Raw genomic sequence first — 14,982 nt, forward strand, 5'->3', positions numbered from 1 at the left:
CGTGATTGATATTACTTACGCGCAATTACATGCCTGGTTGATCGCATTTCTCTGGCCGTTTGTGCGTCTGTCAGGTTTCTTTATGACGGCGCCGCTACTAGGTCATCAGAGCGCGCCCGCGCGGGTCAAAATTGGCCTCGCAGTACTTATCACTTTCGCTATTTCACCCACCCTTCCCACACTACCCTCGGTACCAGTATGGTCCTGGGTTGGGCTCGGAATCATGATTGAACAGACGTTGATCGGGGCGGCCATCGGGCTGGTTTTACGAGTAATGTTTGCTGTGGTTCAAGCGGCAGGAGATTTTATTGGTCTTCAGATGGGGCTCGCATTTGCCACCTTTGTTACCCCAGACGGAGTCAATACCATGGTGCTGTCACGTTTTCTGCACCTGATCGCCATGATGGTTTTTTTGGCGGTGGATGGTCATCTGATCGTAATAGATACACTGGCGGTAAGTTTTCGGACACTTCCAATCGGATACAGCGGGCTTAACCCCGCGGGCTTCGAAATGCTCGCTCGTTATGGCGGTACAATTTTTTCCTCTGGACTAATGCTGGCGTTACCCATGGTAGCCGCCTTGTTGATCGTCAATCTGTCTCTCGGGATTCTCAATCGATCCGCACCACAGCTCACGGTATTCTCGATCGGGTTTCCCGTATCCCTCACTCTGGGCTTGGTATTGCTACTGGTGTTGATGACCGACTTGGGGCGCTTTCTGCAGCTACTGTTTGAAAATGGTCTAACTACGGTTGTGCAGTTACTCGCAACATTTTCTTCCTGAGTGCAGAAGGCCAGTTTACCGCCCTCAGCGCCAAGTCCTGAACAGTAGAGTACTACCGTTACATGCGGTCGAACAGACTCATACCCTTGATATCGATAAACGCCTGCTGCGCCGCCTGCAAACCAATCTGGCGCAGACTGTACTCCGCAATCGCGGAAACATAGTCCAGATCCACCAAGCCTGAGAGTTTTTCTTCGTAATTCAGACTGCGATTTCCAGCGACCGAATCAACAACATCCAGTTCATTCATGCGCGCGCCGACCGATGCGCGCGTAGTCAATACGTTATCCAGGCTATTATCGAATTCTCGCAGCACGCTACTAAGAGTATTCTTTCGCGCCGCAATTTCCCTATCGGTAACGGAGGGTTGCTCAAGCACGGCGAGTGCTTTTTCAAAAGTCCGGAACAGGTCGGTGTTCATATTTTCCGCGCGATCCATGTGCAGGCTGTCACCATCCGCTGGAATTCCATCAAGAGTAACAGAGAGCCCACCGAATCGTATTGCCTGGCCCGGCTCGTAAGCCTGCGCCGTACCGCCATTGATCGAATAGCTGGTTACACCACCAGACACTGAAAAGGATATGTCAAAGGCACTACCATAAGCGGGATCACTTTCATCCACTATTTGTGGTCCCTTGAAAACGACGCTGCCCTGGTTGGTATCTGCGGCCTCCATCACATAGCCGGCTCCGCTGTGAACGCTGCGGAAAATATCTTCTCCACTGTCGGCTACCGGCATCAGCCTCGAAGCGTCAATTCTCACTGCGCGGCTATTGTTATCACCAACATAACTGACATTGCCATTCGCGTCGCGCACGAACGGTTCACTGCTGTCCTGGTAACCACCAAAAAGATAGCGTCCATTACCATCAGTGGCATTAGCCTGGCCAATCACAGTTTCATAGATACCGCGCAATTCACTGGCCACCGAAGCACGGTCTGCATCGCTCAGAGTATCGCTGGCAGCCTGCAGAATCAGTGTTCGGGCGCTGCCAATGGCATCACTAACACTGTTCAACACACTTTCTTCCTGCGCCAACGCATTCCGTGCACTTATCCTGGCATCGGTATACTGATTGGTGATGGCCAGAGCCTGCGAAACCTGTACGGCTTGAGACGCAGCCTGAGGGTCGTCGGAAGGATTGACCACGCGACGGCCAGATGCGATCTGTTGACTCACCTGCATCAGACTACCCTGCTGACGATTCAGTGAACTCATGCTTTGCTCGTAAATGGTAAGGGTGCTGATACGCATGATTTATTTCTCTCTATTTACTCGTTTCACGCCGGACTGCGAGTTAGCGAAGACCGAGAATTTCGTCCAACACAGTAGAGGCTGTCTGGATGACTTTGGCATTCGCCTGATAAAACTGCTGATAGCGAATCAGGTTTGCCGCTTCCTCATCAAGATTTACACCGGACTCGGATTGCTGTAATGCATAAAGTTGTTCACTCAGCCCTTGGCGCGCATCCAGATTCACCTGTGCGATATTGGTGTGACTGCCCACATCGCTGACCATGATCGCGTAAGCGCCATTAAATGTAGCACTGCCACCTACCAGGCTCTGCTGCTGCAACTGCTGTAGGGCCAGCGCATTCTCGTTGTCGCCAGTTCCTCCACCGGCGCCCGCGGCGATAGCCGCAGTATCCCGAACCAAATTTTCCATACTTCCGGCCGCACCGCGTACCGGTTGCAGCTGAAAGCTATCACCATCTGCCAGTGCGGTAGCGTCGTCCACCTGTAGCACTACACCACCCACTTCCAGTTGGCCATTGCCATCCAGTGTGATGGTGAAGCGCTCACCACTATCCAGACGAGTGACCTGAAATTCACCCGTGGCAGCATCGCTCACTTTCAATTGGTAATCGGTCGCCGCCAACTGACTGAGATCACCGAACGCGGCACTGAACGCGGCAGTACCGTTATTACTGTCATTACTCAGAATACGGGGCTCAGCCACGGTAAACATGTTCTCGCCTGGATTGCCTTCGAGATCAAAGCCTGCTCGGTGCTGCTCATTCAGCGCACTTGCCAGGCTGACCGCCAACTGACCAAGCTGACTCTGGGTCTTGTCCAATGCTTCACTACGGAAGCTCAACAGACCACCTAGAGTACCGCCACTGATGCTATCACTCTTCATTTCAATCAGATTGCCGGCAGAATCCCGATAGCCAACCACCGAACGGGCTGGATCTGCATCACTGGCCACTGCCTGTAACTCAAAGCTGCTACTGCCGGCAACAATGGGCTGCCCATTACCAATAGAAAGGTTGTAGGTACCACTTTCCTGCACGGTCAGTTCAACGTCCAGACGTGTACTCAAGTCCGCTACCAACTGGTCCCGCTGATTGAGGAGACTGTTCGGCGCTTCACCGTGCTTGGCTCTGGCCAGGGCGATCTCACGATTCAGGTTGGCAACTTGGGCAGCGGTGTTATTGATCTGGGTGATTTCGTCGCGAATCTGCGTGTTGACGCCGTCCTGCATATCGTTAAGGTATTCATCAAAGGCACGGAATTGCGCACTCATTGTATCGGCCGCGCCAATCACCCCCTGACGCGCAGCCGGGTCAGAAGGCGCACTGACCAGATCTTCAAATGAGGAAAAGAAATCCTGCATCAGGGGCGCAAGGCCCGCCTGCTGGTCTGCCAGCAGGTTGTCTATCTGTGATACCTGTGTCACGTAACTGCTCAGAGCACTGGTTTCACTGTTCGCGCGATTCAACTGGCCGGCAACAAAACTATCAAATTGTCGCTGAATATCTTCAACTGTAACCCCTCCTGCGCCATTACGTTCTGACAGCAGAGTCAGCTCGCGATTGTAACCCGGGGTATACACGTTACTGATGTTATTACTGGTAGTGTTCAGCGCATTCTGTGCCGCATTCAGTCCGCTTAAGCCAATTGAAAAGATACTCATCGTTGTAATTCCGTGTCACCGTTGATCCGTTTATCGGCGGCAGGGTGCGAAGCCTTGAGCCCGGGGATCAATTATTTACTAACGGCTTCATCAGCCTGGAGATCGGATGCCTGCGGACGCGTAGCAGGCGCAGCTTCAGATTCGGCCGCCCGGGACAGCTGGCTGACCAGCTGCTCGGCAAGCCCCAACCCGCGGCCGGATAGGTGTGAAGAGAGCTGCTGGTCAAACATGGATTCGTAAAAGCGAGTCGCTGAGCTGTTCATCAGGCCCGAGCGAGGTGTTGCCTCGCGCATACTTTTCATCACCTGATGCAGGAACAATGCCTCAAACTGCTCGGCCGCTGCCTGCAATGAGGCATTTTTATCTCCGCGCGGCACATCGCTATTCAGTTTCAGGCGATTAAGCCCCTGCACATCCAGGGCCAAACCGGCCCGCGTATCCGTCGGGGACATCAGATTACCTCCAGTTCTGCACGCAACGCACCTGCTGCTTTGAGCGCTTCCAGAATGGTCATTAGATCCGTGGGTGTCGCACCGAGTGCATTGAGGGCATCAACTACCTCCATCAGATCGGCGCCTTCGACAAACTTGAGAGCACCCACCTGTTCTCTGACGGAAATATCACTGTCCGGAACAACCACCGAGCGCCCGTCACCAAATGGTGATGGTTGACTTACGCCAAACGCAGTATCGATCACTACCGACAGATTACCGTGTGCTACGGCTGCCGGGCCAAGCGTAACCTGGCCGTTCAGTACTACCGCGCCACTGCGGGCATTGAGAACCACCCGCGCGGGTGGAGCCTGCGGCGTCACATTGATTTGCTGAACCCGGGCGATAAAGCGCACTCTCTCATTGTCAGTATCGGGGCTGTGTATACGTACCAATCCGGCATCTACCGCGCCCGCGATCTGACTGCCAAACGTGCGGTTGATTGCCTGAACCACACGCTCCGCTGTCGTAAAATCCGCATCACGCAAGTGCAAGTCGAGATACCCACCGGCTCCGAGCGCCACAGGAACTTCCCGCTCCACTAAAGCACCTCCGGCAATGCGCCCCCCGGCCTGCTGGTTGACCTGCACACTGGACCCTCCCGCCTCAGCACCGGCGCCACCAACGACGAGATTTCCCTGGGCCACGGCGTAGGTATTACCATCCAGCCCCTTGAGAGGCGTCATCAGCAATGTGCCGCCCCGCAGACTGCGGGCATTACCTACCGACGACACAACCACGTCCAGTCGCTGACCTGGTCGCGAAAAGGGCGGCAGACTAGCGGTCACCATTACGCCGGCGACATTGCGCAGTTGCATATTGGTCCCGGCAGGAATCGTGATCCCCAGCTGCGAAAACATATTACTGAGACTCTGAGTGGTAAACGGAGTCTGCATGGTCTGGTCCCCGCTACCATCCAGACCGACCACCAGTCCATACCCCACCAGTTGGTTATCGCGTACACCGGAAAAATCTGCCAGTTCTCGAATCGGCGTGGCGGCTGCCAGAGAGCTCAGAGCTGTACTCAAGCCCACAACAACCAACAGGAGAATGGGCAATGGCAATAATTTACGCATGGCTTTTTCGCTGTTAAATGGGAAAGGATGATTAATAAGGAGCGATATTCAATAAAAGTCGCTGCAGCCAACCCATGGTCTGGGCTTCGTTGATATACCCATCGCCAACATACTCAATACGCGCATCGGCTACCTGGGTCGACAGCACCGAGTTTTCGCCGCTGATTTCACGAGGGTCGACGATACCGGAAAAACGGATAAACTCGGTGCCCTGATTGATGCGGATCTGCTTCTCGCCGCGAACGCGCAGATTTCGGTTGGGTAAGACTTCAAGCACCGTCACCGTCAGCGTACCGGAAAACGTATTGCGGGCTTCGGCTCCACCGCCACCTTCGAAATTTGAGCTGCCGCTAATATCCAGTCCATACTCGGCCAGCTTTTCCAGCCCCAGGGGAGCAGTATCCGCCGTAAAGATGGATTCGCCTTCACGGTCTGCATTCACCTCGGAATTCTTCGATGCGCTGACCTGTTCGTTGAATACAACGGTAAGTAGGTCGCCGCTCATACGCGGACGATAGTCCTCAAACAGAGGACGATAGCCAGACTCCGATTGATAGACGGATCCATTAGCCCTCGGTGTCGGCGGCAGAGGAATTTCCACCCACTCAGGCTCACCGGCCAATGAAGACTGCGGTATCTGTGCACAGCCCGAAACAAGAAAAAATATGGTGAGCACTGAAAAGAAAGTGAGGCGTAGCATAAGCATTACAACTGAGCCAGACGGGAGAGCATTTCGTCAGAGGTTTGTACAGCTTTGCTATTGATTTCATAGGCGCGTTGAGTCTGGATCATATTGACCATTTCTTCCACTACGTTGACATTGGAAGTCTCCACAAATGACTGGTAGAGACTACCGGCACCGTTTACGCCGGGAATGCTTTCACTGCGCATTCCGGACGCGCTGGTTTCCAGAAACAGGTTTTCACCAATGGCTTGCAGACCGGCTGGGTTGACGAACGTCGACAAAGTTAATTGCCCTACCTCGATACTCTGCGTGGAACCGGGCTCAGTGATCGAAACAAGTCCATCTCTTCCCACAGTGACTGATAATGCATTCTCGGGAATAATTACTGCGGGCTCCAGCGGGTAACCACTTGCGGTAACCATCTGCCCGTTCTGATCCAGCTGAAAGCTGCCGTCCCGGGAAAATGCTGTACTACCGTCAGGCATACGCACCTGAAAAAAGCCAGCGCCGTTAATGGCGAGGTCACGGGAGTTGCCGGTATTCTCCAGGCCTCCCTGAGAATGCAGCCGCTCGGTGGCGACCGGACGTACGCCGGTTCCCACCTGCATTCCAGAAGGCAGAGTATTCTGGATATCATTGCGCGCACCGGGCTGACGCATATTCTGGTACAGGAGGTCCTCAAATACCGCCCGGGATTTTTTGAAACCATTGGTGCTGACGTTTGCCAGGTTGTTGGCAATGACGTCCATTTTTACCTGCTGGGATTCCAGACCTGTTTTGGCGGTCCACAGGGATTTAATCATTTTGCACTCTCTCTAAATTTTGGTACTAGTCCAATGACAGGAGGCTGTCTGCCTTGCGGCCGTTTTCATCGGCACTCTCGATTACCTTGAGCTGCATATCGTAGCGGCGCGCGTTGTCGATCATTGCCACCATGGATTCCACCGGGCTGACGTTGCTACCCTCCAGAGAGCCGGAAATCAAACGCGCCTGTTCGTCCTGTGCAAGAGGAATCACGTTACCCGCCGCATCCGGTGTAACTCGGAAAAGCCCATCGGTACCGCGCTGCAGGGATTCTTCACCTGGATTCACCATTTTCAGGCGAGCTACCGGTACAAGCACTTCAGGATCTTCCCCCGCACCGATAGCACTGATGGTGCCGTCTGTACCCACGGTGAGGCTCGCTCCCAATGGAACAATCACCGGGCCGTTTTCACCGATTACCGGGTGACCGGCCGAAGAAAGCATGCCTGTGGCATCTATCTGAAGGTCACCGCGGCGGGTATAGGCCTCACTGCCATCGCTACTCTGGACCGCGAGCCAGGCGTCGCCCTGCAGCGCGATGTCCAGTTCGCGTCCGGTGGCATTCACCGGGCCAGCGCTGAAATCCGCCCCGGGTGTGGATGCCACCACTGACGTTCGCGTAGCCAACAGCGCCTCCCCCTGAACCGGTACCGCACGCAGTGCGTAAAGCTGCGCGCGAAAACCGGAAGTCGTGGCATTGGCCAGGTTATTGCTGACGACTGATTGCTGCTCCATGCTCTGGCGAGCGCCACTCATGGCGGTGTACAGAAGGCGATCCATAGATTTAATTCCTGTGATTCAACACGACTAGCGTAGATTTACCGCTGCCTGTAGCACTTCGTCCTGCACTTTGATGGTCTGGGTATTCGCCTGGTAGTTGCGCTGAGCAACGATCAAGTCCACCAATTCACGGGTAAGGTCGACGTTGGAGGTTTCCACGGCGCCCGATTCGAGGGTGCCGAACTGACCAACGCCCGCTAAGCCCAATAGCGGTTGCCCGGAACTTCCTGTTTCCACCCATACGTTATCGCCATTGGGGGAAAGACCTTCCGGATTACGGAAATTTGCCAGGGTAATGACACCAAGAACCTGACTCTTTTCGTTGGCGTAATTGCCCCGCAGAGTGCCATCATCATCAAATGTAATTCCCACCAACGCGCCCGCTGCATAGCCATTCTGATCGAGGGAATTGAGGGCGAAGTCATTTCCAAATTGTGTGGAACCATCAAACCGAAGCTCAAAATCCAACACATCGGCGCCGCCGCCCGGGGTAAAACTGTAGGTAGGGAAACTACTACCCGGCTCATTCAGGCTGCCATTGTTATCAAATACCAGCTGACCTGTATTAACGGTATCTGCGTTACCATCCACCGCCACACGAACCTCCCATACATTGTCCGCGGTCTTGGTGAAATAAGTGGTCATGGTGTGCTGGATACCGAGCGAGTCGTACACTGTGCCAGTGTTGGCATATGAATAGGTATCACTGTCTGTGGTATCAAATGGGAGTGCCGTACGGTCAACGATATCCACTGTTGCATCGAGATTCATCGAGATATCCACACCCGTGGTGGGTGTCGCATTCATGGCATCGGCGGGAACACGCAGTTCCACTGGCTGACCGCCGGTACCCACACCTGCGGGAAATCCGGTAAGCCGGGCGCCCTGCGCGTTTTGCAAGTATCCGTCTGCGGTAAGTGTGAGCTGCCCGTTTCTTGAGTAGACCACTTCACCTGCCTGGGTAAAACGGAAAAAACCGTTGCCGTTGATACCGAGATCCAGGCTTCGCCCGGTAGCTTCCAGAGTGCCATTGGAAAAATCCTGCAGCACAGAAGCAACACGGTTACCCTGGCCAGCTAACGCACCGGTATATACGTCGGCAAACTGGACACTAGAGCCTTTGAAGCCTACGGTCTGGGAGTTGGCAATATTATTACCGACAACGTCGAGATTGATTGCTGCGGAGTTAAGCCCACTCAGCGCCTGTGAAAAACCCATAAAACAGTACCTGTTATGCTGTGAATTGTTGACTGGAGAGAAATCAGAGAATCTGGCGGATATCGTCGAGGCTCACGGGATCAGAGATACCTCCGAGATCCAGCTTCGGTGCGCCTTGCTCATCGAGGTTTACCCCACTCACCAGGGCGTAGTTCAATGCACTGGCAGCCAGAGTGTCGCCATCAGCTGTCGCACTGACGGATACACGATAGGATCCCTCTGGTGCGACGGTGCCCTCATTGGTCATGCCATCCCATGTGAACGACTCCACGCCGGCATCCAGTGAAAATGGCTCAAAACTTCGAACCACTTCACCGGCCGCGTTGCGAATGGTGATAAGTACTTCGTCCGCCGCCCGCGGCAACTCAATACCGAAGGGCGTGGTCGCGCCCTCCTCACCCACTAATACCCGGTCCCCTTCCACCAGCACACCTTTACCGATCATTTCGGCAGCCTGCAGCATCTGGCTCGTATCTAGCTGGCCGTTAATTCCCGCCAGGGTTTCATTGAGGCTTTCGATTCCACTTACCGTATTGATTTGTGCCAGTTGCGAAGTCATCTCTGCGTTTTCCATAGGATTCATCGGATCCTGGTTCTGCAGCTGCGCTACCAGCAGTGTCATGAAGCTATCCTGGAGATCGGCGCTTCCGCTACTGGAACCCGCAGTTGTGTTCAACGCACTACGCACGCTGCTATCGATAACATTGGCTACAGACATCAGCTTTCTCCCAGAGTGAGGGTTTTCAGCATCAACTGCTTACTGGTATTCATCACTTCGACATTGGCCTGATAAGAACGAGAGGCGGCGATCATGTCTACCATTTCACTGACAGGCTCTACATTCGGGACACTGACATAGCCCGCATCATCGGCGAGCGGGTGGTCCGGCCGATACTCCTGGCGTAAAGGTGCCGAATCCTCTACCAATCCGCGCACACGTACTCCGCCAACACCACCGCCTTCCTGCTGGCGCGCAGCAAAGATCAGGTGCTTTGCACGGTAGGCCTCCCCATTTGGCCCAGCCACACTATCGGCGTTGGCGAGGTTACTGGCAGTGACATTCATTCGCTGCCCTTGAGCCGCCATGGCGGAACCGGAAATTTCAAATATGGAAAACATTGACACTCTGCACTCCTCGGTTTTCATTTTTTGTGGGCGCGACTGACCTAATCATCTCGCCTTTATTACTCCGGCTGCATTGCCGACTTGAGTCCACGGATACGACTATTTAACAGGGTGAGTGCGGCCTGGAAACGCACGGAATTATCGGTAAACCGACTACGCTCCTGGTCCATACTGACGGTATTTCCATCAAGGCTGGGCTGATCCGGGACCCGGTACAACAGGCTCGGCCCGCTGCTGATTCCACTGCGCGCAGTAATATGTTGCGATGACGTCGTTGAAAGTTTCAGACCACTGGTTGAGCCGCTACCCCCTGTCCTCGCGGATCCTGAAGTCGCCATTGCCAATGCGCGGGAAAAATCGAAATCCCGTGCCTTGAAGTTCGGAGTATCCGCATTGGCAATATTGTTTGCCAATACCTGTTGACGTCGATTGCGCAGACCCAGTGCTTCACTGTCAAAGTTGAGTGCTGCGGAAAGCCGATCAATCATGCAGGTTCTCCCGGTTTTATTTTTTCACGGTGAAGACTACAGACAGCCACACAAACACAATGCAGGAAATAGGCACTGCTTTTCCCCTTATTTCTCCTCTTCGAAACCGTTGATCCTTATTATGATATCCATCAATTCACAGTCCGCCTCGAAACGCCACGCAAGGCAGCCTCTGTCATGTATCGCTTTTTCAAATTTATGCTACCGCTGCTTGTACTGCTCTCCGCTACCGATCAAGTAGAAGGAGCATACAAGGAGCAAAAACTACAACGGATCGCCCAGAATTTTCTTAGCAGACAAAGTAAACACCTGGGTGAGCGTGTAGAAATACAAGTGCAGCAAAGCGCGGCTCGCTGGAATCATTGCCAGACTCCGAGCGCGTTCCTACCGGCAAATCACGAGGTTCGATGGGGACGGGTAACGGTAGGTATACGGTGCGCAAACGCACCTCACACACGCTACCTGCAAGCGTCCATTCGGGCATTTGGGCACTACTGGGTACCTAGCGAAAATGTTCCAGCGGGCACCGAATTGAGCGCGCCGCTACTTAAGCGCGTAGAAGGAGAGCTCAGCGCTCTCCCGAAGGGAACACTGCGCAAGCGCTCCGAGATCGTGGGCCAGATCGCCAGTCGGTTTCTGCCCTCTGGCTACGCTATCCAGCGACACCAATTGAAAACACGCCCGCTAGTCAACCGTCGGCAACCGGTCACCCTAATCGCCTCAGGTCGAGGTTTTCATATCGCACGAGAAGGGCACGCAATGGATGATGGCGCCGAGGGCGACAAAGTGCGAGTCCGCCTATCCAGCCGAAAGGTCGTCTCGGGGTTCGTGACTGGTCCCGGTCTGGTCAGTATTCACCAGACTACGATGCAGTAGCCTCCCCACGGCATATACGATAAAGCACCCCAGCGAGCACCGGACAGAAGTGTGACAAATGTCACACAAATAGATTCAAGATGGGCGAGAAAGCGCCGATATAGCGTAGGAAGAACAACGGAGACCGCCGCGTGAAAATCCAGAATATTACCCACCTGACGCCCGCCAGCACGCTTCGCGAGAAATCGGGCAACTCAGTGGCGGAGCCTGCAACGCCAAGTAGCACACCTGGCACACAGAATAACGTTAGCCAGTTACACCAGCCTGCTGTAGACAGCAGCCACGACCTGGACTCGCTACGGGTCGATGAGCTCCGAGAAGCTATTGCATCTGGCAAATTTGAAATCCGCGCCGACCGCATTGCCGAGGGCCTTATAGCCAGCCTTCGGGAAGACGAAGGGTTGGATGAACCATGAGTCTGCATCAGTTTCTCCAGCAGCACCGGCAGAGAGTCGAACATCTAACCCAGCTCCTGTATGACGAGCGAACAGAGCTCAGCGCGGGTACAGTAGATGGCGGGCGACTGACAGATATTGCCAGACGCAAGCAGGAAAGCCTGCACCAGCTTAACGATCTCGAGCAACAGCGACGTACGGCTCTTCAACGCCTGGGGTACACAAATGACCGCCAAGGGGATGAACAGGCCGCGCGTGAAGCCGGTTGTCTCCCACTCTGGCAGGACCTTATCGCTCTCGCTGGTGAAGCGGAACGACTTAACCGGGCCAATGGCACGGTGATCAACATCCGCGCCGAGAGTAACCAACGATTATTGAACGCATTGCAGGAAGCCAAAGGAAAAGGCCTCTACGGTCCTGACGGCCGCGCCCGCGTACCGAATGGCAAAATAGACTCCCGCGCGTGACGGAATCACAGCCAACTCACACGCTAGTGCTCTATTTGGTGCTCTACCTGCCTCTGCCCCCCACAACAATACTCAGGAGTCCACAACGTGACATCACTTGCACAAGCAATCAGTGACGACACTCTGGATGTCTTATTGGCCTGCCGGCCAATATTTACCCGTAACCATGATGTCGCCGCTTTTGAACTACTGTTGCAGGGCGAAACGGCACGCTCAGGTGCCACGCTCAGGCAAATTGAGGCCAGTAATCCAATTATCATGGGCAATTACAATCAGGTGTATCAGCGGGGTCAAACCAAAAGTGTCCCCGGCTTTCTTAAAGTGACGGACGACGTCATCTTTGCACCCGGCTTGCCAACGCTCTCCCAGCAACATTACATCCTGGAAGTAGCCGAGGACGTGCTTCTGACATCCGAACGCGTAGAGCGACTGAGAGAAATGGCCAAGCGTGGCTACCGGATTGCCCTGTCCAGCTACGATCCTGAAGATAGCGAGCTGGACGCGTTGCTGGACGTTGTACATATCGTGAAACTGGATCCAAGCCAGATGACCGATATGCAACTGCGTGCTGCAATAACCAAGCTTCGCATGCACGGTGTGGAAACACTCGCAGACAACCTGCAAACCAGGGAACACTTCACTACCTGTGTAAAGCTAGGATTTACCTACTATCAGGGTGATTTCCTCAGTGAGCCGTCGCCGGTAAAAGGCAAGAAAATCAGCGGCAATAAAGCACTATTACTGGAACTCCTGAACGAGCTGCAAAACCCTGCAGCATCCCCTTTACGGCTCGAAGAAATCGCACTTCAAGACCCCAAGCTTACCTATCGAATTCTAAAACTGGTCAACTCCGCAGCAGTCAGCCTACACAGGGAAGTAACTTCCATTTCCCATGCTATCGGGCTACTGGGTATGAAAGAGATCCAGCGCTGGGCAAGCCTATTCCTGATTGAAGGAGAACAGGGAAAACCCGAAGAACTGACCCGTAAAATGCTTATTCGCGGGCGCATGTGCGAAGTCCTTGCCGAAGTCAGTGGAAGTGGAAACGCCAGCGACAATTTTATTGTGGGTCTGCTATCACTTCTAGATGCAGTGATGGATATTTCCATGGAAGAGCTTATGCAACAGGTACCCCTAAGCCAAGGAGTGAAGGACGCACTACTCTATCGCAATGGACATTTGGGGGCAGTCCTGAATGAAGTTGAACTCTATGAGCAGGGTCGATTCGCAGAGCTATCGCTGATCGGAACTACGCCGATTTACGAAACTGCATATCGACACAGCGTATCCTGGGCCAGACAGGCCCAGCAGGCGTTGAATGGAGACACCTAGTCTTCTCGGCAAGATCACCAAACTTATCGAGTACACTCTCACAGGTGTGTGACGAACAGCCCGGCGAAGCTGCGCCTTTGCCGGGCTTTTCTATTTCCTAAAGCTTTTTTGAGGACGGCCGATACAACTAATAACGGGGGGCATGCGTCCGCCTGTATTGGAAATCCACAGTCAGTATTGAAACGCAACTTACCGGGATACAGTCATGAAAGCTTTACATTTTGCACTGGCTCTACCACTACTGGCAGCCAGTCTGTCTGTCGATGCTGCACCTCGCCTGATCGGTGCCAAACAACAAGGTGATGTCGAGAGCTACTCAGACGCACTCAACCGCCACACAATGAAGAATCTTCGTTATCCATCGCGTGCTCAGCAGCGCGGGTGGGAAGGGGAAGTTGTTCTGAAAATCGTTGTGAATAAAAGCGGTGAAGTGCAGGATATTCAGGTAGTCGAAGAGTCCAGTTACTCCAGCCTGAACCGTGAGGCTCTGCGCAGTGTGGAGCGCGCCAATCCCTACCCTCAAATCCCCTCCCATCTTGGTGTAGATTCGTTCAGTTTTACAGTGCCTATTCGTTTCTCTCTTGGCAGTTGATGAACAATTGCGCTTGTTGTGACGGCGGCACGCCCGCCGTCTTTTTTATATTTAGGCGAGCTTTCCCAAGTAAACTCTCCCTAGGGAACCTCCGATCAAGTCCAACTTCTCACTCCACCAGCCGTGCACGTAGGCGTTTGATTGCCTGACTGTGCAACTGACATACCCGGGATTCCGTTACCCCAAGAACCGCACCAATTTCTTTAAGGTTCAGATCTTCCTGGTAATACAACGCCATCAATAACTTTTCGCGCTCAGGAAGTTGCTCAATCGCATTGAGGAGGTCGCGTTTACGTTCGCCTTCCAGTAAGGCCGCAAAGGGCGTCGCTGGCGAACCCGCGCCAGCCTCAGGCTCACCGCGCTCGGCTACCACCTCTTCAAATGGCAAAAGGTGCCCACAATTGGTGTCCTGCAGCAATTGGTGATACTCGTCAACGGACATACCCATTGCTGCCGAAATTTCCCGCTCGTCAGCTGCACGCCCGAGACGCTGCTCGAGCTTCTGAAGCTGCTGATCCAACATTCGCGCATTGCGGCGTACGCTGCGTGGCAACCAGTCGCGGGTACGTAATTCATCGATCATAGCACCACGGACGCGTTGGTTGGCAAAGGTGGAAAAACTGGCGCCAGCGTTCGGATCAAACCTCTGTAACGCATCAAGCAGTCCAACCATACCGGCCTGTATCAAATCATCAAGGTCTATGCCTGCAGGCAGTTTTACTTGGAGTGATAATGCCTGGCGCCGTACTGCTGGAAGATGTTCTTCCAGCAGCGCATCCCGGTTAATCGTACCCTGTGCTGTATACATTGCAGTTCCCCAGCCATCTTTCCAGGTTTAGTAAACATGGCTCTGCAGCTTTGTGTTGGGTGGATCTGCCGGAGCCAATTCCATTATTGGCTGACGAGGAAATTTGTATGCGCAGAATAAACCCCGTTGAAGACGCCTTTTCA

General features: G+C 53.8%; 18 protein-coding genes. 6 read left to right on the forward strand and 12 right to left on the reverse strand.

The features are described from left to right. The first annotated feature begins 1 nt into the window (after position 1). Complete coding sequence (gene fliR, locus AAFH99_RS14815) at positions 2-784, forward strand: flagellar biosynthetic protein FliR (protein ID WP_406828094.1); 783 nt, start codon at positions 2-4, stop codon at positions 782-784. A 58-nt stretch (positions 785-842) separates the two neighbouring features. On the opposite strand, the gene flgL is transcribed toward fliR, so the two are convergent. The 11 genes from flgL to flgB all read right to left on the reverse strand — a co-directional run bounded on the left by flgL (position 843) and on the right by flgB (position 10,369). Next, complete coding sequence (gene flgL / locus AAFH99_RS14820; protein WP_043318877.1) at positions 843-2,039, reverse strand: flagellar hook-associated protein FlgL; 1,197 nt, start codon at positions 2,037-2,039, stop codon at positions 843-845. A gap of 43 nt (positions 2,040-2,082) precedes the next feature. Then, entirely contained in the window at positions 2,083-3,702 is a 1,620-nt protein-coding gene (gene flgK, locus AAFH99_RS14825) for a flagellar hook-associated protein FlgK (protein ID WP_043318878.1), read from the reverse strand. Positions 3,703-3,773: 71 nt separating this feature from the next. Next, complete coding sequence (locus tag AAFH99_RS14830; RefSeq protein WP_406828095.1) at positions 3,774-4,154, reverse strand: rod-binding protein; 381 nt, start codon at positions 4,152-4,154, stop codon at positions 3,774-3,776. After that, positions 4,154-5,269, reverse strand: coding sequence for a flagellar basal body P-ring protein FlgI (locus AAFH99_RS14835; protein WP_043318879.1), 1,116 nt, complete (start codon positions 5,267-5,269; stop codon positions 4,154-4,156). The genes AAFH99_RS14830 and AAFH99_RS14835 overlap by 1 nt, the downstream gene beginning before the upstream one ends. A 31-nt stretch (positions 5,270-5,300) precedes the next feature. Then, the gene (locus tag AAFH99_RS14840; protein WP_406828096.1) at positions 5,301-5,891 is read right to left on the reverse strand and encodes a flagellar basal body L-ring protein FlgH; all 591 of its coding nucleotides are present in this window, start codon (positions 5,889-5,891) and stop codon (positions 5,301-5,303) included. An 83-nt stretch (positions 5,892-5,974) separates the two neighbouring features. Continuing rightward, the gene (gene flgG / locus AAFH99_RS14845; RefSeq protein ID WP_043318882.1) at positions 5,975-6,757 is read right to left on the reverse strand and encodes a flagellar basal-body rod protein FlgG; all 783 of its coding nucleotides are present in this window, start codon (positions 6,755-6,757) and stop codon (positions 5,975-5,977) included. A 25-nt stretch (positions 6,758-6,782) separates the two neighbouring features. Beyond that, on the reverse strand, positions 6,783-7,538 hold the full coding sequence (locus AAFH99_RS14850) for a flagellar basal body rod protein FlgF (RefSeq protein ID WP_406828097.1): 756 nt from the start codon (positions 7,536-7,538) through the stop codon (positions 6,783-6,785). 27 nt (positions 7,539-7,565) lie between these two features. Next, positions 7,566-8,756, reverse strand: coding sequence for a flagellar hook protein FlgE (flgE, locus tag AAFH99_RS14855; RefSeq protein WP_043318885.1), 1,191 nt, complete (start codon positions 8,754-8,756; stop codon positions 7,566-7,568). A 43-nt stretch (positions 8,757-8,799) separates the two neighbouring features. Further along, positions 8,800-9,474: a flagellar hook assembly protein FlgD gene (gene flgD / locus AAFH99_RS14860; RefSeq protein ID WP_043318887.1), complete on the reverse strand. Its 675-nt coding sequence runs from the start codon at positions 9,472-9,474 to the stop codon at positions 8,800-8,802. Beyond that, complete coding sequence (flgC, locus tag AAFH99_RS14865; protein WP_406829187.1) at positions 9,474-9,875, reverse strand: flagellar basal body rod protein FlgC; 402 nt, start codon at positions 9,873-9,875, stop codon at positions 9,474-9,476. Before flgC ends, flgD begins: the two co-directional genes overlap by 1 nt. Positions 9,876-9,940: 65 nt before the next feature. Further along, positions 9,941-10,369 (reverse strand): flagellar basal body rod protein FlgB, encoded by a 429-nt coding sequence (gene flgB, locus AAFH99_RS14870; protein WP_406828098.1) that lies wholly within the window; start codon positions 10,367-10,369, stop codon positions 9,941-9,943. A gap of 198 nt (positions 10,370-10,567) precedes the next feature. Between flgB and flgA the strand changes: the two genes are divergently transcribed. From flgA to AAFH99_RS14895, 5 genes are all read left to right on the forward strand, one after another. Further along, positions 10,568-11,245, forward strand: coding sequence for a flagellar basal body P-ring formation chaperone FlgA (flgA, locus tag AAFH99_RS14875; protein WP_369797830.1), 678 nt, complete (start codon positions 10,568-10,570; stop codon positions 11,243-11,245). Between the two features lie 131 nt (positions 11,246-11,376). Then, positions 11,377-11,661 (forward strand): flagellar biosynthesis anti-sigma factor FlgM, encoded by a 285-nt coding sequence (gene flgM, locus AAFH99_RS14880; protein ID WP_406828099.1) that lies wholly within the window; start codon positions 11,377-11,379, stop codon positions 11,659-11,661. Further along, positions 11,658-12,107, forward strand: coding sequence for a flagella synthesis protein FlgN (locus AAFH99_RS14885; RefSeq protein ID WP_043318894.1), 450 nt, complete (start codon positions 11,658-11,660; stop codon positions 12,105-12,107). Before flgM ends, AAFH99_RS14885 begins: the two co-directional genes overlap by 4 nt. 87 nt (positions 12,108-12,194) lie before the next feature. Next, positions 12,195-13,439 carry an EAL and HDOD domain-containing protein gene (locus AAFH99_RS14890; protein WP_051687127.1) on the forward strand — a complete coding sequence of 415 codons (1,245 nt, stop codon included), beginning with the start codon at positions 12,195-12,197 and terminating at the stop codon, positions 13,437-13,439. 205 nt (positions 13,440-13,644) lie between these two features. Then, a complete protein-coding gene (locus AAFH99_RS14895; RefSeq protein WP_043318896.1) occupies positions 13,645-14,031 on the forward strand; it encodes an energy transducer TonB in 387 nt (128 codons plus the stop codon). Positions 14,032-14,140: 109 nt separating this feature from the next. Here AAFH99_RS14895 and AAFH99_RS14900 read toward each other — a convergent pair whose 3' ends face one another. After that, complete coding sequence (locus AAFH99_RS14900; protein ID WP_043318898.1) at positions 14,141-14,839, reverse strand: RNA polymerase sigma factor FliA; 699 nt, start codon at positions 14,837-14,839, stop codon at positions 14,141-14,143. Positions 14,840-14,982 lie beyond the last annotated feature (143 nt).

The sequence above is a fragment of the Microbulbifer sp. ARAS458-1 genome (assembly GCF_045348205.1).
In the GTDB taxonomy this organism is placed as follows: Bacteria; Pseudomonadota; Gammaproteobacteria; order Pseudomonadales; family Cellvibrionaceae; genus Microbulbifer.

Excerpts from the sequence above, each read along its gene's own strand:
- AAFH99_RS14900 (WP_043318898.1), bottom strand. The coding sequence starts at position 14,839 with ATGTATACAGCACAGGGTACGATTAACCGGGATGCGCTGCTGGAAGAA.
- AAFH99_RS14830 (WP_406828095.1), bottom strand. The coding sequence starts at position 4,154 with ATGTCCCCGACGGATACGCGGGCCGGTTTGGCCCTGGATGTGCAGGGG.
- flgD (WP_043318887.1), bottom strand. The coding sequence starts at position 9,474 with ATGTCTGTAGCCAATGTTATCGATAGCAGCGTGCGTAGTGCGTTGAAC.
- flgL (WP_043318877.1), bottom strand. The coding sequence starts at position 2,039 with ATGCGTATCAGCACCCTTACCATTTACGAGCAAAGCATGAGTTCACTG.
- AAFH99_RS14835 (WP_043318879.1), bottom strand. The coding sequence starts at position 5,269 with ATGCGTAAATTATTGCCATTGCCCATTCTCCTGTTGGTTGTTGTGGGC.
- flgG (WP_043318882.1), bottom strand. The coding sequence starts at position 6,757 with ATGATTAAATCCCTGTGGACCGCCAAAACAGGTCTGGAATCCCAGCAG.
- flgB (WP_406828098.1), bottom strand. The coding sequence starts at position 10,369 with ATGATTGATCGGCTTTCCGCAGCACTCAACTTTGACAGTGAAGCACTG.
- flgK (WP_043318878.1), bottom strand. The coding sequence starts at position 3,702 with ATGAGTATCTTTTCAATTGGCTTAAGCGGACTGAATGCGGCACAGAAT.
- AAFH99_RS14850 (WP_406828097.1), bottom strand. The coding sequence starts at position 7,538 with ATGGATCGCCTTCTGTACACCGCCATGAGTGGCGCTCGCCAGAGCATG.
- flgE (WP_043318885.1), bottom strand. The coding sequence starts at position 8,756 with ATGGGTTTTTCACAGGCGCTGAGTGGGCTTAACTCCGCAGCAATCAAT.
- flgA (WP_369797830.1), top strand. The coding sequence starts at position 10,568 with ATGCTACCGCTGCTTGTACTGCTCTCCGCTACCGATCAAGTAGAAGGA.
- AAFH99_RS14885 (WP_043318894.1), top strand. The coding sequence starts at position 11,658 with ATGAGTCTGCATCAGTTTCTCCAGCAGCACCGGCAGAGAGTCGAACAT.
- AAFH99_RS14895 (WP_043318896.1), top strand. The coding sequence starts at position 13,645 with ATGAAAGCTTTACATTTTGCACTGGCTCTACCACTACTGGCAGCCAGT.
- flgC (WP_406829187.1), bottom strand. The coding sequence starts at position 9,875 with ATGTTTTCCATATTTGAAATTTCCGGTTCCGCCATGGCGGCTCAAGGG.